This is a genomic window from Streptomyces sp. NPDC079141 (assembly GCF_040686775.1).
GTDB lineage: Bacteria > Actinomycetota > Actinomycetes > Streptomycetales > Streptomycetaceae > Streptomyces.
Map to the genome: position 1 here is coordinate 227,595 of NZ_JBFBLP010000004.1, position 23,516 is coordinate 251,110.

At 67.8% G+C, this 23,516-nt stretch carries 21 protein-coding genes, 1 tRNA gene and 1 pseudogene; 14 read left to right on the top strand and 9 right to left on the bottom strand.

Annotation, left to right across the window (positions count from 1 at the left end; all coding sequences use genetic code 11):
- Window positions 1-24 precede the first annotated feature (24 nt).
- On the bottom strand, window positions 25-1,272 hold the full coding sequence (locus AB0Q90_RS15180; RefSeq protein WP_363162804.1) for an amidohydrolase family protein: 1,248 nt from the start codon (window positions 1,270-1,272) through the stop codon (window positions 25-27).
- A gap of 413 nt (window positions 1,273-1,685) precedes the next feature.
- Between AB0Q90_RS15180 and AB0Q90_RS15185 the strand changes: the two genes are divergently transcribed.
- The gene (locus AB0Q90_RS15185) at window positions 1,686-5,672 is read left to right on the top strand and encodes an AAA family ATPase (RefSeq protein ID WP_363162805.1); all 3,987 of its coding nucleotides are present in this window, start codon (window positions 1,686-1,688) and stop codon (window positions 5,670-5,672) included.
- A gap of 437 nt (window positions 5,673-6,109) precedes the next feature.
- Here the strand turns inward: AB0Q90_RS15185 and AB0Q90_RS15190 are convergent, their stop codons facing one another.
- From AB0Q90_RS15190 to AB0Q90_RS15200, 3 genes are all read right to left on the bottom strand, one after another.
- Window positions 6,110-7,570 carry a DUF5131 family protein gene (locus AB0Q90_RS15190; RefSeq protein WP_363162806.1) on the bottom strand — a complete coding sequence of 487 codons (1,461 nt, stop codon included), beginning with the start codon at window positions 7,568-7,570 and terminating at the stop codon, window positions 6,110-6,112.
- Entirely contained in the window at window positions 7,567-8,565 is a 999-nt protein-coding gene (locus tag AB0Q90_RS15195) for a hypothetical protein (protein ID WP_363162807.1), read from the bottom strand. Before AB0Q90_RS15195 ends, AB0Q90_RS15190 begins: the two co-directional genes overlap by 4 nt.
- A 201-nt stretch (window positions 8,566-8,766) precedes the next feature.
- Entirely contained in the window at window positions 8,767-9,279 is a 513-nt protein-coding gene (locus tag AB0Q90_RS15200; protein WP_363162808.1) for a restriction endonuclease, read from the bottom strand.
- Between the two features lie 334 nt (window positions 9,280-9,613).
- Here AB0Q90_RS15200 and AB0Q90_RS15205 point away from each other — a divergent pair, with 334 nt between their 5' ends.
- A complete protein-coding gene (locus tag AB0Q90_RS15205; protein ID WP_363162809.1) occupies window positions 9,614-9,955 on the top strand; it encodes a hypothetical protein in 342 nt (113 codons plus the stop codon).
- Here AB0Q90_RS15205 and AB0Q90_RS15210 read toward each other — a convergent pair.
- Window positions 9,910-10,739 (bottom strand): annotated as a pseudogene (locus AB0Q90_RS15210) (IS5 family transposase). The gene AB0Q90_RS15205 and the pseudogene AB0Q90_RS15210 sit on opposite strands and share 46 nt — an antisense overlap.
- Window positions 10,740-11,754: 1,015 nt before the next feature.
- Here AB0Q90_RS15210 and AB0Q90_RS15215 point away from each other — a divergent pair.
- Entirely contained in the window at window positions 11,755-12,375 is a 621-nt protein-coding gene (locus AB0Q90_RS15215; protein WP_363162810.1) for a nuclease-related domain-containing protein, read from the top strand.
- 6 nt (window positions 12,376-12,381) lie between these two features.
- Here the strand turns inward: AB0Q90_RS15215 and AB0Q90_RS15220 are convergent, their stop codons facing one another.
- Window positions 12,382-13,137, bottom strand: a complete 756-nt coding sequence (locus AB0Q90_RS15220; RefSeq protein WP_363162811.1) for a GntR family transcriptional regulator — start codon at window positions 13,135-13,137, stop codon at window positions 12,382-12,384.
- Window positions 13,138-13,325: 188 nt separating this feature from the next.
- Between AB0Q90_RS15220 and AB0Q90_RS15225 the strand changes: the two genes are divergently transcribed.
- The 11 genes from AB0Q90_RS15225 (at window position 13,326) to AB0Q90_RS15275 (ending at window position 19,910) form a co-directional block, all read left to right on the top strand.
- The gene (locus AB0Q90_RS15225; RefSeq protein ID WP_363162812.1) at window positions 13,326-13,655 is read left to right on the top strand and encodes a hypothetical protein; all 330 of its coding nucleotides are present in this window, start codon (window positions 13,326-13,328) and stop codon (window positions 13,653-13,655) included.
- 2 nt (window positions 13,656-13,657) lie between these two features.
- Entirely contained in the window at window positions 13,658-14,998 is a 1,341-nt protein-coding gene (locus AB0Q90_RS15230) for an FtsK/SpoIIIE domain-containing protein (protein WP_363162813.1), read from the top strand.
- A 24-nt stretch (window positions 14,999-15,022) separates the two neighbouring features.
- Complete coding sequence (locus AB0Q90_RS15235; RefSeq protein ID WP_363162814.1) at window positions 15,023-15,664, top strand: DUF2637 domain-containing protein; 642 nt, start codon at window positions 15,023-15,025, stop codon at window positions 15,662-15,664.
- A 20-nt stretch (window positions 15,665-15,684) separates the two neighbouring features.
- Window positions 15,685-15,870: a mobile element transfer protein gene (locus AB0Q90_RS15240; protein ID WP_363162815.1), complete on the top strand. Its 186-nt coding sequence runs from the start codon at window positions 15,685-15,687 to the stop codon at window positions 15,868-15,870.
- 18 nt (window positions 15,871-15,888) lie between these two features.
- Window positions 15,889-16,263: a hypothetical protein gene (locus tag AB0Q90_RS15245; protein ID WP_363162816.1), complete on the top strand. Its 375-nt coding sequence runs from the start codon at window positions 15,889-15,891 to the stop codon at window positions 16,261-16,263.
- A gap of 93 nt (window positions 16,264-16,356) precedes the next feature.
- Entirely contained in the window at window positions 16,357-16,536 is a 180-nt protein-coding gene (locus AB0Q90_RS15250) for a hypothetical protein (protein ID WP_363162817.1), read from the top strand.
- A 4-nt stretch (window positions 16,537-16,540) separates the two neighbouring features.
- Window positions 16,541-16,777 (top strand): hypothetical protein, encoded by a 237-nt coding sequence (locus tag AB0Q90_RS15255; RefSeq protein WP_363162818.1) that lies wholly within the window; start codon window positions 16,541-16,543, stop codon window positions 16,775-16,777.
- Window positions 16,774-17,184, top strand: coding sequence for a hypothetical protein (locus AB0Q90_RS15260; RefSeq protein WP_363162819.1), 411 nt, complete (start codon window positions 16,774-16,776; stop codon window positions 17,182-17,184). The genes AB0Q90_RS15255 and AB0Q90_RS15260 overlap by 4 nt, the downstream gene beginning before the upstream one ends.
- Window positions 17,177-18,568 (top strand): replication initiator protein RepSA, encoded by a 1,392-nt coding sequence (repSA, locus tag AB0Q90_RS15265; RefSeq protein ID WP_363162820.1) that lies wholly within the window; start codon window positions 17,177-17,179, stop codon window positions 18,566-18,568. The genes AB0Q90_RS15260 and repSA overlap by 8 nt, the downstream gene beginning before the upstream one ends.
- Window positions 18,565-18,753 (top strand): helix-turn-helix domain-containing protein, encoded by a 189-nt coding sequence (locus AB0Q90_RS15270; protein ID WP_363162821.1) that lies wholly within the window; start codon window positions 18,565-18,567, stop codon window positions 18,751-18,753. Before repSA ends, AB0Q90_RS15270 begins: the two co-directional genes overlap by 4 nt.
- Complete coding sequence (locus tag AB0Q90_RS15275) at window positions 18,753-19,910, top strand: site-specific integrase (protein ID WP_363162822.1); 1,158 nt, start codon at window positions 18,753-18,755, stop codon at window positions 19,908-19,910. The genes AB0Q90_RS15270 and AB0Q90_RS15275 overlap by 1 nt, the downstream gene beginning before the upstream one ends.
- Window positions 19,911-19,965: 55 nt before the next feature.
- Here AB0Q90_RS15275 and AB0Q90_RS15280 read toward each other — a convergent pair.
- From AB0Q90_RS15280 to gyrA, 3 genes are all read right to left on the bottom strand, one after another.
- Window positions 19,966-20,042: transfer RNA gene (locus AB0Q90_RS15280), tRNA-Ile, on the bottom strand.
- Between the two features lie 112 nt (window positions 20,043-20,154).
- A complete protein-coding gene (locus AB0Q90_RS15285) occupies window positions 20,155-20,886 on the bottom strand; it encodes a DUF3566 domain-containing protein (RefSeq protein WP_363162823.1) in 732 nt (243 codons plus the stop codon).
- 17 nt (window positions 20,887-20,903) lie between these two features.
- Window positions 20,904-23,498, bottom strand: coding sequence for a DNA gyrase subunit A (gene gyrA, locus AB0Q90_RS15290; RefSeq protein ID WP_363162824.1), 2,595 nt, complete (start codon window positions 23,496-23,498; stop codon window positions 20,904-20,906).
- Between the last annotated feature and the right edge of the window lie 18 nt (window positions 23,499-23,516).

Genomic DNA, 23,516 nt, shown 5'->3' on the forward strand with positions numbered 1-23,516 from the left:
CTGCCCCTGCCGCCCGCCCCCGAATCAGCGGTCGAAGGACAGCTCCAGCATCCGGATCGCGTTGCCCCGCAGCAGCTTGTACGTCACGTCGTCGGGCAGCCCGGCCACATGCTCGGCCGCGACCTCCTTGGTGTGCGGCCAGGTCGAGTCGACGTGCGGATAGTCCGTCTCGAAGGTCGCGTTGTCCACGCCCACGGTGTCGATCGCCTCGATGCCGTGCTTGTCCCGGAAGAAGCAGCAGAAGATCTGCCGGTAGTAGTACGTCGAGGGCGGCTCCGGAATCAGGTCCTTCACCCCGCCCCAGGCCCGGTGCTCCTCCCAGACGTCGTCGGCGCGCTCCAGGGCGTACGGGATCCAGCCCATCTGCCCCTCGCTGTAGGCGAGCTTGAGCCGCGGGAACTTCACCAGGACCCCGGAGAAGAGGAAGTCCATCATCGAGGCCATCGCGTTGTTGAAGCTCAGCGAGGCCTGGACGGCCGGCGGGGCGTCCGGGGAGGCCGCCGGCATCTGCGAGGAGGACCCGATGTGCATGTTCACCACGGTCCCCGTCTCCTCGCAGGCCGCGAAGAAGGGGTCCCAGTAGCCGGAGTGGATCGACGGCAGCCCCAGATACGTCGGGATCTCGCTGAACGTCACCGCCCGCACCCCGCGGGCCGCGTTGCGCCGGATCTCCGCGACGGCCAGGTCCACGTCCCACAGCGGGATGAGGCACAGCGGGATCAGCCGCCCGCCGCTGTCACCGCACCACTCCTCGACCATCCAGTCGTTGTAGGCGCGCACACAGGCGAGCCCGACCTCCTTGTCCTTGGCCTCGGCGAAGGTCTGGCCGCAGAACCGCGGGAAGGTCGGGAAGCAGAGCGAGGCCTCGACATGGTTCATGTCCATGTCCTCCAGGCGGGCCTTCGGATCCCAGCAGCCCCGCCGCATCTGCTCGCGCGTGATCCCGTCGAGCGTCATCTCGTCCCGCGAGAAACCGACGGCCGCGATGATGCGCTTGTACGGGAAGAGCTCGCCCTCGTACTCCCACCAGTCGGTGAGCTGCCCGTCGGGGTCGGTGGTGAACCGGTACTTCCCGCCGACGTAGGCGAGCTCCCCGATCCCGGCGGTGAGCGGTTTGGGGCCTTTGTCCCGGTACTTGGCCGGGAGCCATGTCTCGAAGAGATGCGCGGGCTCGATCACGTGATCGTCCACGCTGATGACCTTGGGCAGTTCCCTGGTGCCGCTCAGGTTGTCGACCACGCCGGCTACCTCCCGCCTCGCGCAACACAGCATCTGACGGTTCGTCAGAAACGAAGGTACGGCGCCGCACGGCAAGCGGCAAGAAGGAGGAGGCTTCGGTGAACGCATGCCGCGTCGTTCGGCACCGGTCCCTCCCCTCGCGGGGACCGGTGCCAAACGACGCGCTCGGAGTCGTCGCGAATCTCAGGAGTCCGCGACGAGTTCGTCTTCTCGCGACTGCGGCGAAAGCTGCTGCCCCAGGACATAAGGCGTCATGAGCTGTCCCCTGCAAGACATGGGCCGCTGGCCTGTCCGGACGACGCGCTGCTGGTCGGCTACGCGGTGTGATCCTGCCAGTTGGGGCCTGCACAGAGGAGGTTCCGGTCTCCGATCCAGGGCTTCGCCGCAGGTCAGCCGTATAAAGTGAGTTTTCCGGTCCGGACGCCCAGAGGCGAGGGAAGTAAGGGGTGGAGGCCTTGAGTCACGACTCAGGGGCGCGCACGGCCTTCGCGGAACGCCTCGCGCTGCTGTACAAGGAGGCCGGCAACCCTCCCCTCAAACGCGTGTCCGAGGCGGTCGTCCAGCTCCAGCGCGTGGACGAACGCGGGCGGCCCGTACGCGTCTCCGCGCAGCGGATCAGTGACTGGCGACGCGCGAAGAACGTACCCGCCCAGTTCGCCGCGCTCGCCGCGGTACTGCTCGTCCTCATCCCGCAGGCCCGGCGCGCCCGCCCGACGGCGGTGTTCCCCGGTCTCTACGACATGGTCCAGTGGCAGCTGCTGTGGGAGCGGGCGGTGGCCGACCCCGCCACGGTCGAGGTGAGCCCTCCGGCCGTGGAGAGCCCGCCGGCCGTCCCCGCCGGCGTCTGCCCCTACCGAGGGCTGGCCTCCTACCGCCAGCAGGACGCGCGTTGGTTCTTCGGCCGCGAGCGCAGCACCGCCACCCTCGTGGACCATCTCCGGACGGCCGAGGGGAAGGCCGGCCTGCTCATGCTCGTGGGCGCCTCGGGCGCGGGCAAGTCCTCGCTGCTCAACGCCGGGCTGGTAACCGCCGTACGGGACGGCGCCCTGGACAGCGGTGACGAGCGGACGCGGGTGGTGCTGCAACTCGTACCGGGATCGGATCCGCTCGGGGAGCTGAGCCGGCGTATCCCCGGGCTCCCCGGGGTCGATGTTTCACGTGAAACATCCGCCGCCGATCCCGGAAGCGCGGACTTCACGGCCGCGGTGCACCGGGCCATCGGGGCCTGGGCCGCGCCCTCCACCGGCTGCCCGGTCGTCATCGTCGACCAGTTCGAGGAGGCGTTCACCCTCTGCTCCGACGAGGAGGAGCGGCACACCTTCATCCAGCTTCTGCACGCGGCGGCCTCACCCTCCGCCGACGGCGGCCCTGCCCCCGCGCTCGTCGTCCTCGGCATACGCGCCGACTTCTACGAACAGTGCCTCGGCTACCCCGTACTGGCCGACGCGCTCCAGCACCGGCACATGGTGCTCGGTCCGCTGACCAGCGCCGAGCTGCGCGAGGCGGTGACCGGCCCGGCCAAGGCCGTCGGCCTGGAACTCGAACCGGGGCTGGCCGAGCTGATCGTGCGCGAGGTGAGCGCCGACGGCCCCCGCGGCGCGCACGACGCGGGCGTACTGCCCCTGCTCTCCCACGCCCTGCTCGCCACCTGGCAGCGCCGCAAGGCGGGCCGGCTGACCCTGGCCGGCTACCGCGCGGCCGGCGGCATCCAGGGCGCGGTGGCAGCGACCGCCGAGCGGGCCTGGTCCAGCCTGGACCCGGCGGCCCGCACCGCCGCGCGGCTGCTGCTGCTCCGGCTCGTCCGGCTGGGCGAGGACACCCAGGCCACTCGCAGACGCGGGACGCGCCGTCAGCTGGCCGCGGAGTCGACCGACCCCGGGAAGACGGAGGAGTCGCTGGAGGCGCTGGTGCGCGCCCGGCTCGTGACGCTCGACGCGGACACCGTGGAGATCACCCACGAGGCGCTGCTGCACGCCTGGCCGCGGCTGCGCGACTGGATCGACGAGGACCGGGGCGGCAATCTGCTGCGCCAGCGGCTTGAGGAGGACGGCCGCTCCTGGGAGGAATCCCGCCGCGACTCGTCCCTGCTCTACCGGGGCTCCCGGCTGGAACAGGCCCACACCTGGGCGAGGTCCGCCGGCGACACCTTCCTGACCCGCAGCGCGGTGGAGTTCCTGGCCGCCTCGGTCCGGCTGCGCAAGCGCACCCTGTGGATCAGCCGCGGCGCCGTGTCGGCCCTGGTGGTCCTCGCGATCCTGGCCGTCGGTTCCGCGGTCGTCGCCTGGCAGCAGCGCAACGACGCCGTGTTCGAGCAGGTGGTCGCCGAGGCCGACCGCGTCCAGTACACGGACCCGTCGCTCTCCGCCCAGCTCGACCTGGTGGCCCACGCACTGCGCCCGGACGACGCGGGCACGAACAACCGCCTGATCTCCATCGTGAACGCGCCCCTGGCCACCCCGCTGCTCGGCCACACCGGCGCCGTCTACCTCACCTCGTTCAGCCCGAACGGCAACCTCCTGGCGACCGCCAGCTACGACCGCACGGTCCGGCTGTGGGACGTCGCGGACCGCACCCGTCCCCGGCCCCTCGGCAAGCCGCTCACCGGCCACACCAGCTGGGTGAGCAGCGCGGTCTTCAGCCCGGACGGCCGCACCCTGGCCAGCGCCGCGGACGACGGCACGATCCGGCTGTGGGACATACGGGACCCCAGCCGCCCGAAGTCGCTCGGCGCCCCCCTGACCGGCCACGAGGGCACGATCTACCTGCTGGCGTTCAGCCCCGACGGCCACACCCTGGCCTCCGCCAGCGAGGACCACACCGTCCGCCTGTGGGACATGTCCGGCCCGGCCCGACCCCGGACGCTGAGCACCCTGAGGGGTGCCACCGCCGCAGTGCGCTCCGTGGCGTTCAGTCCGGACAGCCGCACGCTCGCTGCCGGGGGCGACGACGACGCGATCAGCCTGTGGAACGTCGCCGATCCCCGCCGCCCGAAGCCCTACGACGCCCGGCTGACCGGGCACACGGACCTGGTGCACTCCGTCGCCTTCAGCCCCGACGGCCGCACCCTGGCCAGCGGCAGCGCGGACGACACCCTCCGCCTGTGGAACGTGGCCGACCCGCGGCACGCGGCCCCGCTCGGCTCACCCCTGACCGGCCACACCGGCCCGATCTGGTCGGTGGCCTTCAGCCCCGACGGCTCCACCCTCGCCGCCGCCAGCGCGGACAGCACCGCGAGCCTGTGGAACATCAGCGACCCGGCCTACCCCTCCCAGGTCGGCGAACCCCTGGCGGGCAGCAGCGGCGAGATGTACGCCCTGGGCTTCAGCCCCGACGGGCGCACCCTGGCCACCGGGAGCGGCGACAGCAAGGTCCGCCTGTGGTCGATCCCGACCTCGGACATGGTCGGCCGCAACGGGGCGTTCCGCCCCGACGGCCGCATCCTCGCCACGGCCACACGCGACGGCAGCGTCCGGCTGTGGGACGTCCAGGACCCCGACCGGCCGCGGTCCCTGAACAAGCCGTTCATGCCCGGCGACGGCGGCCAGCGCTCCCTGCTGTTCTCACCCGACGGCCGCACCCTCGCGGTGCTGACGGGCAACCGCGCGGTGTACCTGTGGAACGTCGCCAACCCCTCCGAGCCGGTCTCCTACGGCCCGCCCCTCACCCTGCGGACCCGTTTCATGGGCCCCGACGCCCTCGCCTTCAGCCCGGACGGCCGCACCCTGGCCACCGCCTACGACGACCGCACCATCCAGCTGTGGAACATCGCCGACCCGTCCCACCCCGTTCCGACCGGCGCCCCGCTCAGCGGCCACAAGGGCTACGTCAACTCCCTCGTCTTCAGCCCGGACGGCCACAGCCTGATCAGCGGCAGCGCGGACGGCACGGTCCGCCTGTGGAAGGTGACCGACCCCGGGCACGCGACCGCGCTCGGCTCCCCCCTCACCGGCCACACCGGCCCGGTGAACGTCCTTGCCTTCAGCCCGGACGGCCACACCCTGGCCAGCGGCAGCGACGACGACACGGTCCGCCTGTGGAACATCACCGACCCCACCGCGGCCAGCCGCCTGGGCTCCCCGCTGAAGGGCCACACCGAGGCCGTCGCCTCCCTGACGTTCAGTCAGGACGGCCGCACCCTGGCGAGCGGCGGCACCGACAACACGGTCCGCCTGTGGAACGTCGCCACGCCCTCCGAGGCCCGCCCCATCGGCCAGTCGATGAGCCCCAACGCCAGAACGGGCAACTTCCTGGCGTTCAGCCCCAAGACCCGCATGCTCGGGGTGTCCAGCGGCACCGACACGGTCCGCCTGTGGAACCTCGACGTCGACCGGGCCGTCCGCCACATCTGCGCCACCACACGCAACGTCCTGACCCAGGAGAAGTGGCAGGAGTACCTCTCCCGCCTCGACTACGACCCGCCCTGCAACCCCTGACGGAAAAGTGATCCCGATCACAACCACCACCTGCGGTCGAACAGCTGACTCCCGCGGCCCAGGCAGCCTTGTTACTGTTGGCCACAGCCCGATCGCTGGTGCATCCCCCGTCGCCAGCGGTCGGGCCTTTTCCGTGCCCCGCACAGCTGATGCAGCCCGTAAATGCCGAAGACCCCCGGTCCTGCTGGACCGGGGGTCTTCGTGCTGGTGGGGCTAACAGGATTTGAACCTGTGGCCTCATCCTTATCAGGTCGATCACGGGGAGTTGACACCATCGGCTGACTCGCTTCCAGCCTCAGTTTGGCGTCCGCTGGTAACCGGGCCCGATCGCCGCTGTCCGCGTCTGTTGGTGTCAGATACTGGTGTCAAACGTCAGGGCTCCTCTTGACAGAGGGACCCACCGCATGACGACAGCTGAGGGGTCACGCACACGTTCGTCACACCGGGTACTCGTCGGGCAGTTGCATCCCGGGACGGCCGTTCACCAGATTCGGTTTTAGATGCACTCGGCACCCAGCTTCCCGGGCTTGCGCCACGAGACGAGCCACCCAATCGAAGGGTGGCGCGAAAGCGGGCACCTGCTGGCGATCTGCCCCCTCTCCCTGCCAGGTCTCTGTCTGCGCACCGATGACTACCCAGTCGAACATGGAGAGGTCGCTGAACTCTAGAGGCTCCTTGAGCGGCTCCAGAGACAGCCACTTGACCTTAACGCCTTCAATCTGCCGGAAGGCGTCCTCAGCGATCCGCACACGCTTCTGCTCGTCGACACTTGTGCCGACCCAAGCTGATGAAGGCAGGTCAACCTTGTTGTAGCGGGCAGGGAACTTAGTCAGCAGCAAGTACTCCCACATTGGGTTGCTGAGCATGGCCGAGTGCACCTGCAAGAGCCACTCTTCGGGAACCCAACGACCGTAGAGGTCGGCCATGGAGCACACGAAGACCCGCCTCCAAGAAGGATCACCAAGGTGTTGCTCTGGGATCTTCGTGTTAGCGGGCGCTCCCAGGCGTTCGTAGTGGAAAAGCGGGGTGAATCCGGCGGGATTTACCTGTTTGAAGCGCAGGGTGATCTCCCGCGCATAGCAGTAGTCACAGCCGTGCAAGCATCCGGTGATCGGGTTCCACGACCACCGTGCCCACGAGATCCCATCCCCGTCGGTTTGGTTGAAGGTCGCTTTACCTTCGGGCTTGGCGTACTCGACTTCCCGGCCGTCATGCGTCCGGAGCGTCAGCATCACGGAGGTGGGCTTCTCAGCCGGAGCCTTCTCCGTCATCTCCTTGCGCCGTTGCCGAGCGTGCTTCTCTGCTTGGTCGAGCGGCATGGCCCCCGAGCGAACCTTCTCTACCAGTTCCGGCGCATAGGTCTCGACAGACTTAGCACGCTGCACTGCGCGTGGAGAGGCGCCGACCGCTCGCGCAGCCTTGTTGCGAGACCTTGCCTCCTCATCGCGGTCCGCTGCTTGGGGCGGATCCGCCCCAAGCGGCACGTCTGCGTCGTCTCCTTGCTGTTGCTTCAGCGCTTGGAGGGTCTGACGGCCAGCTTCGCGCTGCTGTTCCTTCGCCTCGTCAGCAAACGCCTTCTCATATTCAAGCGCCAGGAAGGCCCGCTGACCTGCGGTCAGCTGCCGCCGCGCAATGTTCTTGGAAACGATCAAGTCCAGGATCGCAGCTTCCGAGTAGTCCGCCGGCAGAGTCTCGAAGTCTGCTTCCACTCCTGCAGCATCACAAGCGCGATAGCGGTTCCGGCCATCGATGAGCACCGTACGATCGTGGTTCAGCAGGATCGGATCTCGTAGGCCGTTGCGCTTCACGTCCAGGATCATGTCGTCGAACTCTTCCCCTTCCACTAGGGGGAAGACATCGGCGAAGGGGTGGACCTCGAAGGGACCAAGGGTGCTCATGCAGAAGTTTCCTCACCATCGGTCCAGAGGCCCATCTGTACGGGAGCCTCCGGCACGGGGGCATCCTCGAACGCCCCTATCATTTCGATTCGTTCAGCCAGGGGAGCAGTCAGCCAGCGGTCCTCCTGGCCCCGGATTCCTTCACGTTCGACCTTGGTCAGGAAGAGCCGGAGCATGTCTCCGCGGAACTGCCCGGCCGCCGTCCGGTACCAGCTGATCGACGTACCCCGGTCGTACTTCTTGAACGCCCCTTTCACGAGCTGTTCAGTCTTCTCCCGCCACTTGTCCGACGTCTCGATGAGGTAGGCCCACTGGGCGTCATCACGGATGATCGCAGCGAAACATAGGTCTCGGAACCGAGGGACACTCCTCTGGAAGGCGCCCACCCGGTCGACACACTCAATGCGGGTGCGCCGTGTGTCCTTGTTCCGCTTCAGGCCGCTGGCGTTGCACCCCATGGTCGTGAGGCTGCGAAAGAATGTCACATTGCGACTGCTGATCTCGCGAGAGAAAGACATCCTCATGGCCCACTCCGTAATGGAGTTGGGATCGTTGATCACGAAGACAGCGTCGAACGAGCGGACACCACTGATATCTGCGTCTACACCACTCTGATTGAAGACCTGTAGGAATGATTGTCCGCATCGCCAGCGGGTTAATTCCTCCCGCTCGTAGCCGAACTCCGGCAGCTTCACGGCCAGGTTCGCCAGCAGGCGCCCATAGGTCTCCGGGTTGATCTCGTACAGGTTCACTACTACGGGGAGCTGCGACTGGGAGGCATGGTAGGCGAGGATGCCCGGCGAGCAAGCGCGACGCCACTCTTCATCTCCGGGGACCGCTGCATCGCCAGCCGTAAGGTCGAACCACACCAGCCTTCGGGGAGCCTTCGGAAGCCGCGGGCTGGCACCGACTTCCTGGCCGATCAGCTGATTCAGCATGCTGTGCTTGGCGTTTGTCCGCCAGCCACTGCGACCAACATCCATTCGCTTGGCCACGCCGCGGGTTCCTCCCCCTGAGAAGCCCGCAGCACGGGGCGGGCCGTACCAATGGTGCGGAGTGCTGAGGATGGTTATAGCGGTTTAGGGGCGGGACGAACTGACGTGTGGCATTTTCTGCTCACTCTCGACTGTTTATGACTGAAACGCCACCCCTTCTGGCACCCATCCCAGCCACGCGCCTCGAAACGATCACGGGGACTAGGACCAGAACTTGGACCACTCTCCCTCCGCAAGGAAGTGCCTGAAGGCATCCTCGTTCATCTCCTCTACCCATTGAGGTGCTTGATCCTGGATCAGGAGGTCATTGGGATAACCCGGAGCCGCACGCTTGACGATCTCTGGCGTATCGAGCGCGATAACCATGACGCTCGGGTTGGATGATCCGACGGCCCGTGACACCGCACTGTTCGAGAACCCCGAGTACGAGTAGAGAATGCCGCGGTCGGCTCCGATGTCCAGGATCTTGCCTATGAACTGGTCCACGACTTCGATGCTGGCCGGCCGCCGGTGACGCTTACATTCGACGGCTACAGTGATCTCTAGCCCCACTACCTTCCCCGTCGCCAGAACATCCACCTGTCGCCGCGTCCCGCTCAAGCGCCCCGCGACATGTTCGTCGTGGACGACTTCGGCTTCAGGATCCAGGGCGTTGAGCATCTCGCGAACGGACAGCTCATAGCGCTGCCAGAGCGGATTCGATGTAGAGGTCACGGCTGCAAGCTAGCCCGTGCGATCGGGAAATCGCTCGTCGTTGATACGGGAGGCTGAAGTGCTGACACACTTACTTGGAAGATCGCGTATGTGGATGCGGCCTGAGCTGGCGAGATGCTGCCCCGGTCCTTCCTGGGGCGATCTCCGAAGTTCCCTGCTCTACCCCCTTGGTTCCCGTATGGTCGGGCATGCAGAGGGCACGATGGGGGCATCGGGTACTTCGTCAACTCCGTACGCCTCTGGAGTCGCCTTGAAGCTAGCAGACTGGGCGCCGATCATTGTGGCCGGAATTACGATCATGGGTGGCGTTGCCCAAGCCCGTCGCAAACGGCCCATGACCAGGGAGATCGTTAAGCAAGACGTTGAGCTGCTGGGGCTTCTTCCAGAGGACAGCGAGGCCAAGAAGCTTCTTGCTAAGCACATCGACGCTACCGTACGAAAGATCGTTGAAGATGAGGACCAGCGAACACGCGACTACGCCGGATCTTGCTTGGCGATTGGGTTCCTCGGAGTCTCTGCTGGCCTTCTGGCCGTCTGCGTGAGCCGTGGCGGCGCTTGGTGGTGGCTGAGCGTCCCGGCGGTCATCATCGGACTTCTCGGAGCCTTCGGGCTAGGAGTTGTCTTCAAATGTCACGCCCACATCAGAAGCGAGGCGAGGGTGACGGCTGCCTGGTAAGACTCGGCGGTCTTGTCGTAGCGGGTCGCGATGCCGCGCCACTGCTTGAGGCGGTTGAAGCACCGTTCCACGACGTTGCGCTGCTTGTAGAGCTGTTTGTCGAAGGCCGGCGGGCGCCCGCCTCGGCTGCCGCGCCGGAGCCGGTTGCGGATTTGGTCGGCCCGCTCGGGGATGGTGTGGCTGATGCCGCGGCGTCGCAGCCATGTGCGTATCGCGCGGGAGCTGTAGCCCTTGTCGCCCAGCACATGCGCCGGCCGCACCCGCGGCCGTCCCGGACCGAGGCGGGGCACCCGGATGGCCTCCATCACGGTGGTGAACTGGGTGCAGTCGTTGGTGTTGCCGCCTGTGAGCACAAAGGCGAGCGGACGCCCGAAGGCATCGCAGACCAGGTGAATCTTGCTGGTCAGGCCGCCCCGGGAGCGTCCGAGCGCGGGACTGCGGCGCCCCCTTTTCGGGCCCCGGCGGCATGCTGGTGGGCGCGTACGACGGTGGAGTCGACCGACACCAGCCAGTCGACCTCTCCCGCCGCGTCCGCCCGGGCCTGGGCGGCCTGGAGCATCCGCTCGAAGGTGCCGTCCAGGGCCCACCGGCGAAAGCGGGTGTGCAGCGTGTGCCAGGGGCCGTACCGCTCGGGCACGTCCCGCCAGGCGGTGCCTGTCCGGAACTTCCACACGATCCCGTTGAGCACAGTTCGATCGTCCAACCGCTTCCGCCCACGCAAGGACTCGGGCAACAGCGGACGGAGGAACTCCCACTCCTCATCGGACAGTTCATGGCGACGTATCACCCGACCATGATCCACCACTCAAGATCAATTGAAGACACGACCTAGGACAGGATGCCGTTCCTCGACGCCGTGACGCACGGGGGAGACCTCTGTAGGTCGGGCACTAGGTCGGCGGAGCGACTTTGGTCGGGAGCTGCTTTGGGGGGAGTGATCATGGCCCCTTAAGCTTCCGGCGCGTCGGGCAGTCTGTGGACCTGCCCGTTAAAGCACGACGTTGGGGCCATGATCTTCGAGGCTCCCCCCAAAGTGGCTGGCTAAAGTCGCGGAGCCGACCGCCCCAGCCACCCGCGATCCCACCCCGCCACGGCCCGCATGATCCGGCACAGCTACAGCCGTCGCGCACCTGCTTTTGGATCAAAGCGTCTGTCGGTCCGTAGCCGCACCTTGTGATCGGGCCTGTGGGGTCGTGACATCTTCTTCAAGGTGCTGGGCCTGGTGGCCGTGGGTCACGGTTGGGGTTCAGGCTCGGTCCGGTGCGTCGGCCCTTGGCGGGGCCAGAGCGAAGAGCGTGATCACCTCGGGGCAACTTGGTGGCGCGGGGCCGGGGCCGGGGCGGCGCGGGCCGAAGGCAGGAGCGAAGCCCCGAGCCGCGCGCCGGCCCGCAGTGCGGGCCGGTGGTGTGTGATCAACGCAGTGGCGGCCGGACGCCAGAAGGGACACAGCGACCGGATGGCCGAAGGCCAAGAGCCCCCCACCCTGGGCCTCTACCGCCGGAGGACCGGTGACCGAAGGGGGTGGGGCTCAAGCCCTGAGGGACTGGTGAAGCACGGGGAAGCTGAGAAACTCTGCGGTTGCTGTCGACTCCTGTTATCCCAAGTGCGCGACGGCTGGAGCTGTGCCGGATCATTCGGGCCGTGGCGGAACGGGATCGGGACCCGGCTCCCTTCCCCGCCGGAACGGCGGGCTTGATGAGGTAGAGAAACCTGTAACAACGGCTGGCTCGATCGCGGCCTTGGCCGTACGACTCCTCCGTGATGACCTGGGAAGGCTGGCTCATCGGGGGAGGTCTGACATGAACGCTGTACCGAACGACTTAGCCATGAATCGGCCCGGCGACGCAGTACGGCGGAAGATCATCGAGCTTCAGCCACGCGCCTTCATGCGCCTGATCGGTCGCTGGTTGCCTGGCACCGAGATCTACAGTTGGTGCAACGGCCTGGTGGGCGAACGCGTCACCGGGCGGCGGCTCAACCGGCTCAAGGGACGTGGCTGGCGCATACTCCATGCTGTCCAGTGGGACACCGGCTCAGACATAGACCATCTGGCCATAGGCCGCGCCGGCGTCTTCGCGATCAACTCGAAGCGCCACAAGGGCAAGTCCGTCTGGTACGGCGACCACGCGATCACCATCAACGGGACGTCGACACGGCACGTGGTGATCAGTCAGCGAGAGGCTCAGCGAGTCGCCCAAGCTCTGACACGACACTGCGGGTTCGATGTCCCTGTTCGTCCAGTGATCTCGGTCGTGCACGCAGCGAAGTTGAAGGTGAAAAACGCGGCACCCCCGGTTCTGGTCCTCCCAGTTGAAGAGGTCGACCGGGTCCTGTCCGGCCTGTCCCCACTGCTCACGCGGGAGCAGGTGGATCAGATCTACGCGGTGGCTCGCGATCCACGCACCTGGGCCAGCGCATGATCCGGGTCAGGCGTCGAAGTCGTACTCAAGGATGTACGAAGAGGCGTCGAGCGTCATTTCGTTGATCTCGACGGGACGCCCCTCGTCCGCGAAAGCGGTCCGACAGATCAGGATGACCGGCGTACCTGCGGAGATGCTCAGTTGCGCCGCTTCATCCTTCGTGGGCATGCGCGAGCGAATCTCCTCACGGAAGTGCACCGGCTTGTAGCCGAGTTCAGCGAGACGCGCGTACGTTCCGCCGGGCCCGGTGTCCTCCTGGGCGATCGCCGATCCCGCGACGATCGACGCCGGGAGGTAGCTCGTTGCGAGCAGAACGGGCTTCCCGTCCAGGACGAACCGCCGGCGCCTCACGCACACCGTGTCATCACCTGCGAGATCCAGAACGAGGGCAATGCGCTCTGGCGCCGGCTCATCCGAAACGGTCACCTGATCCACTACAAGCGTCCGGTTCTCGATGTCGGCAGACCAGATCGACCGGCCGCTGCCCCACTGCTCCTGGGCCAATCGCTGGATCCCCCGCCGCCTGAGCGGTCGGAAGTCTCGGACGAACACGCCAGCACCCTTACGGGACTCGGCGACTCCTTCGTCTTTGAGCACACCCAAAGCCTGACGAGCCGTCATACGGGCTACGCCGTACTCGGCCATGAGGTCGTTCTCTCCCGGAAGCCGATCACCGGGACCGTACTCGCCCGACTGGATCGCCTCGCGTAGAGAGTCCGCGATCCGCTGGTACTTCGGCCGACGGTCGTCGGTGGTGGCCATTCGGAAGCCCTCCTCTCTTCTCTAGACAGCCTAGGCCATGGGGTGTGGCCCCTGCCCTGCGCGTGCGTCCCGATTCGGCTCCAGAAACGTCTCTAGACATCTCTCTTGACGTCTCTAGAGATGTGCGCTTTCCTTGAGATGTCTAGAGAGGTCGCGTTAGGCGATCTCCCAGAACGAGGGATGTGCAGATGCCGTCTTTCAAGATCGACCTTTCGACCGCTGTGGTGTTCGTGGCGACTGCGCCGACGCCGAAGCTGGTCAACAAGCAGACCGGCGAGATCGCCATCGACAAGGACACCCGGGCGCCGTTGCACACGGTTGGCCTGCTGGTCTCGGACGAGGGTGAGGGCAACCTCTACCAGGTGACCGTGCCGGAGACCGGGCTGCCCGAGGGGCTCGCGCCGGGCATGCCGGTTCGAGTGGTCGGGCTCAAGGCGCGTGACTGGGAGAACGAGTTCAACGGCCAGAAGCGGCACGGGATCTCGTTCCGCGCGGTCGCGGTCACGGCTGGGGCCTGATCATGACCGATCTGGCCACCTGGTTAGAGCTGGGCGGTGCCGCCGCCGGTGCCGGTGGGCTCGGAGTGGCGAAGTACCGCGCGCCGCGCGTGTACTGGTCGCTGGTGGGCCTGCCGGTCACCTGGACCCGGTTCACTGCCACGTACTCCTCGACGATGGAGGTGTGCGGGCTGACGGTTCAGCCGTCCGGCCTGCGCGCCTTCGTTACCCGGAGCGTGGCTCGCCGTGAGGTGCGGCCGGTGCCACCTAAGGTGCGCCGGGTCCGCCCGACCTCGACAGGTCTACGCGTCACCCTCCGGCTTCCCGCCGGCCTGGAACCCGCCGACCTTGCCGCGTCGTCCGAGCGGCTGCGTCACGCCTGGGGAGTTCGGTCGGTGACCGTGGCGGAGACCAAGCCGGGCTATGTCGAGCTGAGGATGACCGGCTACGACGTGCTGCGCCGGGTGAGGATGCCGCGCAAGGCCACGCCCCACGGGCTGAGTGTGCCGGTCGCGCTGCGCGAGGACGGCACGGTCTTCGAGCGGGACTACCGCAAGGTCCCCATGGCGCTGACCCTGGGCGCCACGCTGTCCGGCAAGTCCATGTACCAGCGCAACCTGATCAAGGGGCTCGCGCAATTGCCGGTCGGGCTGATCGGAATCGACTGCAAGCGCGGTGTCGAGCACAGCCGGTACACCCCGCGTCTGTCGGCGCTGGCCACCGACCCGGAACAAGCCGGAAAGCTGATCGACGCCCTGGTCGCGGAGATGGAAGAGCGCTTCGACCTCCTCGCCCTGTACCGCGTCTCGGACCTGTGGGCCCTGCCCGCTGACGTCCGCCCGGTGCCGCTGGTGGTGCTGATCGACGAGGTGGCGGAACTGTTCTTCGTGACCTCGAAGAAGGACGAAGCGGCCCGCGATCGCACGGTCATGCAACTGGTCCGGCTGGGTCAGATGGCCCGCGCGGTCGGCATCTACCTGGAGGTGTGCGGGCAGCGCTTCGGCTCCGACCTCGGCAGGGGCGCCACCGCCCTGCGGGCCCAGCTCACCGGCCGGGTGGTGCACAGGGTCAACGACAAGCAGACGGCGGAGATGGGCCTGGGCGACATTGCCCCGGATGCGGTGATGGCGGTGACCGGTATCGCCCCGGACCGTCCCGGCGTCGCGGTGGCCGGCGACACTTCCGGCGGCTGGTCCCGCATCCGCACCCCGGAGGTCTCCGCGAGCGAAGCGGCCATGGCCTGCCGCCGGTTCGCCCACCTCGCACCCGAGCTGTCGTTCTTGGCGCCGTTCCGGCCGATCGGGCAGGCCGTGCCGCCGCTGCCAGCCGTTCCGCCGCTGCTCCGGCCGCAGCAAACCCCCTGATCCCGCGAAGGGAGGTGAAGCACCGTGACCCGATCGATCCGTCCCGATGCCGTACTCGTCCAGGCCGTGATCGCCGGTGCGCTGTCCTTCGCCCACCTGCACGACCTTGCCGAAGCGGCCGGGCAGACCGGCTGGAAGGCCTGGGCCTACCCGGTCTCCGTCGACCTGCTGCTCGTCGCCGCGTGGCGCCGACTGCGCATCCAACGGTCCCGGCTGGCCTGGTGCTGGTTCCTGATCGCCTTGTTCGCCTCGCTCGGCGCCAACGTCGCCACCGCAGGATTCCTGGACCTGGCCCACCCGCCCGCCTGGCTGCGCTTCGGTGTCGCCGGCTGGCCCGCGCTGGCCTTCCTCGGCGGCACCCTGCTCGCCCACCAACCCGCTACCGACACACCCGCCCCGGTTCCTGAGCCCCGGCCCGCGCCAGTGGTCGACCGGCCCGAACCGCCCGCCCCTGCCCCGGAGATCAGCCGACCGGATCCCGCCCCGGCGCTGCCCGAAGCATCCGCTCCGGCGGTGACGGTGCCCCCGGCGCTGGTCGACCACGCCCGCAAGGTCGCGGCTGAGCACCGCACCCGCACCGGCACGGACATCGATGCCGCCACGCTGCGCGCTCGCCTCGGCGTTCCGGAAGACCTCGCCGGCGCGATCGTCGCTCAACTCGCCTAGCTGACAAGGAGGTTCCACTCGTGCGACCGAACCGCTTCTACAACGTGATCCACATCGGCCCGGTCAAGGTCGGCACGTTCAACAACGGCCGCGGGCAGATCCGGCACACCGCTGCCTGTACCGCCCCGAAGTGCGGGTTTTCCACGGAGCACAGCGACCGGTCGGCCGCTGAACTCATCGCCCGCACCCACCGCTGCACCGCCTGAGCCGGAAGGAACAGTCCCGTGCAGTTACCCGACGAACAGTTCCGCGCCGGTCACATCCCCGCCGACCTTTACCGGCAGATCCCGCCCGGCTCGGACCTGCGCAAGGTCGTGATCGTCCAGGAAGCCCCGCGCTCCTACACCGGCCCCATCGTGCTGACCCTGCTGGTCATCACCGGATCGGTCGCGGTGCTGCTGGTGCTCGCCTTCGTCGTCCAGGTCATCGCAAGTGCGGCCGTCGCCGTGCTGTCCGCGACCTGCGGAGTCGGCTACACGATCAACCGGACGTCGAAGAAGAAGCGGGAGTTAGCCCGCGCGGCCACCCGCCGGCGCTCCCGCTCGCCGCACAAGGTGCGCTCTCGGACCGTCCGGTCCACGCCCCGCTACCGCAAGTAGCGCCCTCCGGGGCGGCCTCGGTCGCCAAACTTCCGCCGCCCCGGACGGCCTTCCACCTTCCTGATCCAACGGACCCGAAAGGGAGACACCATCATGCCCGTTCACGCCCCGAACCGTCCGGTCTGCCGCAACTGCGCCGGCTTCTGCGCCGCCTCGGTCACCACCGGTGCCCGGCACCGCGACGGCTCCCGCGTGACCCTCCGCGTCGTCTGCCCCGTCTGCCAGGGCACCGGCCGGTCCCTGCCCGCCCGCTCCGCTCAGGCCGGGAGGTGACGACGTGAAGATGCTCACCACCTCGGCGCACATCGAGCCGGACACCCGCTTCCGGGTCACCCCCTTCCCGGACCGCGTCACCCCCTTCGTCAGCCTCCGCATCGAGGGCGAGTCCATCGAGATCGTGCTGTTGGCCTCCGCCGGTACCTCCGAGACCCTGCGCAAGTTGGCTGCCGCCGCGACCGAGGCTGCCGGTGCCCTGGACGCCCTGGTCACCGATACGCCGGAGGTGACCGCGTGACCGACACCGCACCTGCCGTGCGTGCCCTGACCCTGTGGCAGCCCTGGGCCTCCTGCATCGCCTACGGCACCAAGCGCATCGAAAACCGACGCTGGGCCACCGACTACCGAGGCTGGCTGCTCATCCACGCCGGCCGCACCATCGACCCCGACGCCAGGGGCGTGCCTCTGGCCCGCCCCTTCCTGCTCCGTCCCCAGCCGAGCAGCGCCGTACTGGGCTGGGCCCGCCTCGACGACTGCCACACCGACGACGGCTGGTGCTCCTTGTGGTCCGCGCCTGGGCAGTGGCACTGGCACCTCACCGACGTTCGTCCCTTGGGCAGTCCCGTGCCATGCCCCGGCGCGCGTGGCCTGTGGACCCCCAACCCTTCGCTGCTTGACCAGATCCGGGAGGCGGCCCGTGCCTGACACCGCCACCCTGGCGGGCCTGGACCCGGCCACCCTCACCGACGTGCTGAGGCTGGCCGGGTCGGACGGCTTCGACCGCATCCAAGAGCAGATCCGCCGCACAGGCGGCTGCTCCGACCCGATCCACCTCACCGGCTCGACCGTCACCCGCGACAAGGCCACCGGACAGGTCCTACACTCCTACAGCACCGACCATGAACCTGGTGGACGGCTGCGCCTGGCCTGTGGCAACCGGCGAGCCTCGCGCTGCCCCTCGTGCGCCTGGACCTACGCCGGCGACACCTACCACCTCATCCGCGCCGGCCTGGTCGGAGACCCCGCCAAGGGCACCCCACACACCATCCGCGATCACCCCCGCGTGTTCGCCACCCTCACCGCCCCGAGCTTCGGCCCCGTCCACAACCGCCCCGGCAACCGGCCCTGCCGCTGCGGCCAACGCCACCGCGACGACGCCCCCGAACTCGGCACCCCGCTCGACCCCACCGCGTACGACTACGCAGGTGCGGTGCTGTGGAACAACCACGCCTCCGAACTATGGCGTTACTTCACGATCTACCTGCGCCGCGAGATCGCCAAGAGAGCAGGGCTCACGCAGAAGGACGCCCGCGAACAGTCCCGCGTCTCCTTCGGCAAGGTCGCCGAGTACCAGAAACGCGGGGCCGTGCATTTCCATGCAGTGATCCGCTTCGACGGCCCCGACGGACCCGACGATCCACCGCCCGCCTGGGCCACCCTCGACCTCCTCACCAACGCGATCCGGGCCGCCGCCGCCCGCGTCCAAGTCGACGTACCCCCGGCCGGTGACCAGCCCGCCCGCACCCTGCGCTGGGGCACCCAGCTCGACGTGCAGCCCATCGGTGCCTTCGGCCACGGCGAAGAGATCACCGAAGCGGCCGTCGCCTCCTACGTCGCCAAGTACGCCACCAAAGCCGCCGAAACGACCGGCACCGTCGACCGCCGCGTCGGCAACAAGGAAGCCCTGGTCCTGCTCGGCGTCCCGGACCACCCCCGCCGGCTGATCGAAGCATGCCTGGACCTGCACCCGCTCTACCCGGACCGCAAGCTCCTGGACTGGGCTCACATGCTCGGCTTCCGCGGCCACTTCTCCACCAAGTCCCGCCGCTACTCCACCACCCTCGGCACCCTGCGTCAGGTCCGTGCCGACTACCGCGCCGCCCAGCAACGCGAGGCCCTCGGCCTACCCGACCCCAACGACGAACAGGCCACCACGCTCACCCTCGCCCACTGGGCCTACGCCGGCCACGGCCACACCCCCGGCGAATCCTGGCTCGCAGCCAACATCCGCCGCGACATCGAACTTAACCGCGAAACAGCCCGCGACGAACTACCCACCCTGCTCGATCTGGAAGGAGCCGCCGCATGACCTCCGCCGCGCCTGAACTGCTCACCGTGCCGGAGGTCATGGCACGGCTCAAGGTCGGCCGAACCAAGGTCTACGACCTGATCCGCACCCACCGACTGGTCTCCATCAAAGTCGACGGCTGCCGACGCATCCCCGACACCGCTGTACGGGACTTCATCATCGGTCGCATGGGGGAGGCTGCCTGATGCCGAAGAGGCGCCCCAACGGTGGGGGAACGATCACCAAGCGCAAGGACGGCCGCTATCAGGGTGCCGCGTACGTCACGGACACCGACGGCAACCGTGTCCGCAAGTATGTCTACGGCGCCACCTGGGACGAGGCCAACGAGAAGCTCGGCAAGCTCCAGGATCAGGAGCGGAACGGCATCCCGGTGCCTGCTCGCTCCTGGACGCTCGGGGAGTGGCTGGCGTACTGGCTGGAGCACATCATCGAGCCGGAGCGCGAGCACAACACCTACACCAAGTACGAGTCCAAGGTCAGGCTCTACCTGCTGCCTCATCTGGGCAAGAAACCCCTGGTCAAGCTCACGCCGGCCCAGGTTCGCACCTTCATGGCGGCGCTGAAGCGCGAGAAGGTGGGCGCGGCCACCCGTTTCGAGGTGTTGCGGGTTCTCCGGAACGCCCTCAACCGAGCCATCCGTGAGGAGATCCTGACGCGCAACGTCGCCCTCCTGGTCGACATGCCCAAGGTCACCAAGGACAAGGGCAAAGCCTGGAATGCCCGTGAGGCGATCGCGTTCCTGCGGTCGGCACGTGCCCACCGGCTCTACGCGGCCTGCGTCCTCGTCCTCGTGCTGGGCCTGCGCCGCAGCGAGCTTCTCGGGCTCCGTTGGCAGGACGTCGACTTCGAGGCGGGACAGTTCACCCCGGTCAAGCAGGTGCAGCGGGTGAAGGGCGTCGGCCTCGTCCTCAAAGACCTCAAGACCGAGTCCTCACAGGCGGTGCTCCCCCTGCCGGAGTTCTGCGCCCGTGCTCTGGAAGAGCGGCGGGAGCTTCAAGAGCTGGAGCGAAAGATTGCTGGTGATCACTGGTCGCAGGAATCCAACCATGACCTGATCTTCTCCTCCGAGCACGGCGGGATGATCGACCCGGTGGGCTTCTCCCGCAGCTTCGATCGTCTCGTGAAGCGAGCCGGCGTGCGCCGCATCACGGTCCGCTTGGCCCGGCACACCTGCGGGACCCTACTCGCCTTCCTGAAGGTGCACCCCAAGGTCGCTCAGGCGATCCTCCGGCACAGCCAGATCAGCATGACCATGGACGTCTACACCCACGTTGTGGGCGACAGTGAGCGGGAAGCCGTAGGGATGCTCGCTGAGCTTCTGGAAGATCCACTCATCGGCTGATGTCAGCCGTGGATGTCAAAGACCCCCGGTCCTGCTGGACCGGGGGTCTTCGTGCTGGTGGGGCTAACAGGATTTGAACCTGTGGCCTCATCCTTATCAGGGATGCGCTCTAACCAACTGAGCTATAGCCCCGCCGCGCTCTGCGGTGTGTGTCCCGCGCGCTGACTCCTGAAGATTAGCGCACGACGCGGGCAGTCCCAAAATCGGTTGTCGGGGAACCGTCAGCGGAGGTTTGAAAGCGCGCTCACTCGTCTTCGGCCAGCGTCAGCTCGACGCCGCCCACGAAGCCCGCGGAGAGGTTGTAGATGAACGCGCCGAGGGTCGCCAGGGCCGTCGCGAGGACGACGTCGATGACCGCGATGATCGACGTGAACATCAGGACGTTCGGGAGCGACAGGAAGGACTGCAGGTCGAAGCCGTTCGACTCGTTGGAGCCGGTGGCCTCCGAGATGGTGCCGCCGACCGTCGAGAAGACGCCCATCGCGTCCATGACCATCCACAGCACGGCGGCCGCGACGATCGTGCAGATGCCCAGCGCGATGGAGAGCAGGAAGCTGACCTTCATCACCGACCACGGGTCGGCCTTGGCCACGCGCAGCCGGGCCTTGCGGGTGCGGGGCGTCGTACGCGCCCCGGTGCGGGGCCGGCGTACCGCGCTCGCCGGAGCGCCCGCCTGGTAGGCCTGCGGCGGATGGTAGGGCCCGGAGGGCTGCTGCGGCTGACGCTCGCCGGGCAGCGCGGAGGCCGACGGCGCGCCGGGCGCCGGCTGCGGCTGGGCGCCCGGAGCGGCCGAGCCCGCTCCAGCCGCGTACTGCTGGGTCTGCGGACCTCGGGTGTCCGTCACAGTTCCCCCCTGGGATCCATGAGTGTCGGGCGAGGGCGAGTCTGTCGCGTGCGCGGCGGAGCCACGGCCGCCGCCGTCCGCCTCCGTACCCGTAGAGGTACCGGCCGATCCGGCGCCCGTGGCTCCGCTCACGTGACTCACTCCTCGTGCTACTCGGACGAGGGCGCCTCACCCTCGTCCGTGCCGGTGGTCGCGACATCTTCGGCGGTCTCGTCGACGGCTACGTCGCCGTCGACCTCCTCCGCCTCGCGCCCCGCCTCGGCGTTACGTGCGATGCCGACCACGGCATCGCGCTTGCCCAGGTTGATCAGTTGGACGCCCATGGTGTCACGGCCCGTCTCCCTGACCTCGTTGACTCGCGTACGAATCACACCGCCGCCGAGCGTGATGGCGAGGATCTCGTCGGTCTCCTCGACCACCAGCGCACCGACGAGCGATCCGCGGTCCTCGACGATCTTGGCGGCCTTGATACCGAGGCCGCCGCGCCCCTGAACGCGGTACTCGTCGACGGGGGTCCGCTTCGCGTACCCACCGTCCGTAGCAGTGAACACGAACGTACCGGGTCGAACAACATTCATCGAGAGCAGCTCGTCGCCCTCGCGGAAACTCATGCCCTTCACACCCGAGGTGGCGCGGCCCATGGGCCGCAGCGCGTCGTCCGTGGCGGTGAACCTGATCGACTGTGCCTTCTTGCTGATCAGCAGCAGATCGTCCTCAGCCGAAACGAGCTCGGCTCCGATCAGTTCGTCGTCGGAACCGTCCTCCCGCTCACGGAGGTTGATGGCGATGACACCACCCGAGCGCGGGGAGTCGTAGTCCTTCAGCGAGGTCTTCTTCACCAGGCCGGCCTTGGTGGCCAGGATCAGATACGGCGCCACCTCGTAGTTGCGGATCGCGAGGATCTCGGCGATCGCCTCGTCCGGCTGGAACGCCAGCAGGTTGGCGACGTGCTGTCCACGCGCGTCACGTCCGGCGTCCGGCAGCTCGTACGCCTTGGCGCGGTACACCCGGCCCTTGTTGGTGAAGAACAGCAGCCAGTGGTGCGTGGTCGACACGAAGAAGTGGTCGACGATGTCGTCTTCCTTCAGCTTCGCGCCGCGGACGCCCTTGCCGCCGCGCTTCTGGGCGCGGTAGTCGTCGGTCTTGGTCCGCTTGACGTAGCCGCCGCGCGTGACGGTGACCACGATGTCCTCTTCGGCGATCAGGTCCTCGATGGACATGTCGCCGTCGTAGGGCACCAGCATGGTCTTGCGGTCGTCGCCGTACTTCTCGACGATCGCGGCGAGTTCCGCGCTGACGATGCCGCGCTGGCGGACCGGCGAGGCGAGGATCTCGTTGTACTCGGTGATCTTCGCCTGGAGCTCGTCGTGCTCCTGGACGATCTTCTGGCGCTCCAGGGCGGCCAGTCGGCGCAGCTGCATCTCCAGGATGGCGTTGGCCTGGATCTCGTCGATCTCCAGGAGCTCCATCAGGCCCGTGCGCGCGATGTCGACGGTCTCACTGCGCCGGATCAGCGCGATGACCTCGTCGATGGCGTCCAGGGCCTTGAGCAGACCGCGCAGGATGTGCGCCCGCTCCTCGGCCTTGCGCAGCCGGAACTTCGTCCGGCGGACGATGACCTCGATCTGGTGCGTCACCCAGTGGCGGATGAACGCGTCCAGCGAGAGCGTGCGCGGCACACCGTCGACGAGGGCCAGCATGTTGGCGCCGAAGTTCGTCTGCAGGTCCGTGTGCTTGTAGAGGTTGTTCAGTACGACCTTGGCGACCGCGTCCCTCTTGAGCACGATGACGAGACGCTGACCGGTGCGCGAGGACGTCTCGTCACGGACGTCCGCGATGCCGCCGATCTTGCCGTCCTTCACCAGGTCGGCGATCTTCTGCGCGAGGTTGTCCGGGTTGACCTGGTAGGGGAGTTCGGTGACCACCAGGCACTGGCGGTTCTGGATCTCCTCGACCTCGACGACCGCGCGCATGGTGATCGAGCCACGGCCGGTCCGGTACGCCTCTTCGATGCCCTTGCGGCCGACGACGAGCGCGCCGGTCGGGAAGTCCGGGCCCTTGATGCGCTCGATGAGCGCGTCCAGGAGCTCCTCGTGCGAGGCCTCCGGGTTCTCCAGGTACCACTGGGCACCGGCCGCGACCTCGCGCAGGTTGTGCGGCGGGATGTTGGTCGCCATACCGACCGCGATACCTGCCGAGCCGTTGATCAGCAGGTTTGGGAACCGGGCCGGCAGGACGGTCGGCTCCTGGGAGCGGCCGTCGTAGTTGTCCGTGAAGTCGACGGTCTCCTCGTCGATGTCACGGACCATCTCCATCGACAGCGGCGCCATCTTGCACTCGGTGTAGCGCATGGCGGCCGCGGGGTCGTTGCCCGGAGAGCCGAAGTTGCCGTTGGAGTCGACGAGCGGCATGCGCATCGACCACGGCTGGGCGAGGCGGACCAGGGCGTCGTAGATGGAACTGTCGCCGTGGGGGTGGTAGTTGCCCATGACGTCGCCGACCACGCGCGCGCACTTGTAGAAGCCGCGCTCGGGGCGGTAGCCGCCGTCGTACATGGCGTACAGGACGCGGCGGTGGACGGGCTTGAGGCCGTCCCGGACGTCCGGCAGCGCACGCGAGACGATGACGGACATCGCGTAGTCGAGGTACGAGCGCTGCATCTCCGTCTCAAGCCCGACGGGCTCGATACGCATCACGACGTCGCCGCCCTCTTCAGGGGTGACTGGAGTGTTCTCGTCGGCCATTGCTGGTGAAAATCCTTC

Coding starts and splice junctions, on each gene's coding strand:
- AB0Q90_RS15180 (WP_363162804.1), bottom strand. CDS start 1,272: ATGCTGTGTTGCGCGAGGCGGGAGGTAGCCGGCGTGGTCGACAACCTG.
- AB0Q90_RS15190 (WP_363162806.1), bottom strand. CDS start 7,570: ATGAGCACCCTTGGTCCCTTCGAGGTCCACCCCTTCGCCGATGTCTTC.
- AB0Q90_RS15205 (WP_363162809.1), top strand. CDS start 9,614: ATGACCAGGGAGATCGTTAAGCAAGACGTTGAGCTGCTGGGGCTTCTT.
- AB0Q90_RS15215 (WP_363162810.1), top strand. CDS start 11,755: ATGAACGCTGTACCGAACGACTTAGCCATGAATCGGCCCGGCGACGCA.
- AB0Q90_RS15220 (WP_363162811.1), bottom strand. CDS start 13,137: ATGGCCACCACCGACGACCGTCGGCCGAAGTACCAGCGGATCGCGGAC.
- AB0Q90_RS15225 (WP_363162812.1), top strand. CDS start 13,326: ATGCCGTCTTTCAAGATCGACCTTTCGACCGCTGTGGTGTTCGTGGCG.
- AB0Q90_RS15230 (WP_363162813.1), top strand. CDS start 13,658: ATGACCGATCTGGCCACCTGGTTAGAGCTGGGCGGTGCCGCCGCCGGT.
- AB0Q90_RS15250 (WP_363162817.1), top strand. CDS start 16,357: ATGCCCGTTCACGCCCCGAACCGTCCGGTCTGCCGCAACTGCGCCGGC.
- AB0Q90_RS15270 (WP_363162821.1), top strand. CDS start 18,565: ATGACCTCCGCCGCGCCTGAACTGCTCACCGTGCCGGAGGTCATGGCA.
- AB0Q90_RS15275 (WP_363162822.1), top strand. CDS start 18,753: ATGCCGAAGAGGCGCCCCAACGGTGGGGGAACGATCACCAAGCGCAAG.
- gyrA (WP_363162824.1), bottom strand. CDS start 23,498: ATGGCCGACGAGAACACTCCAGTCACCCCTGAAGAGGGCGGCGACGTC.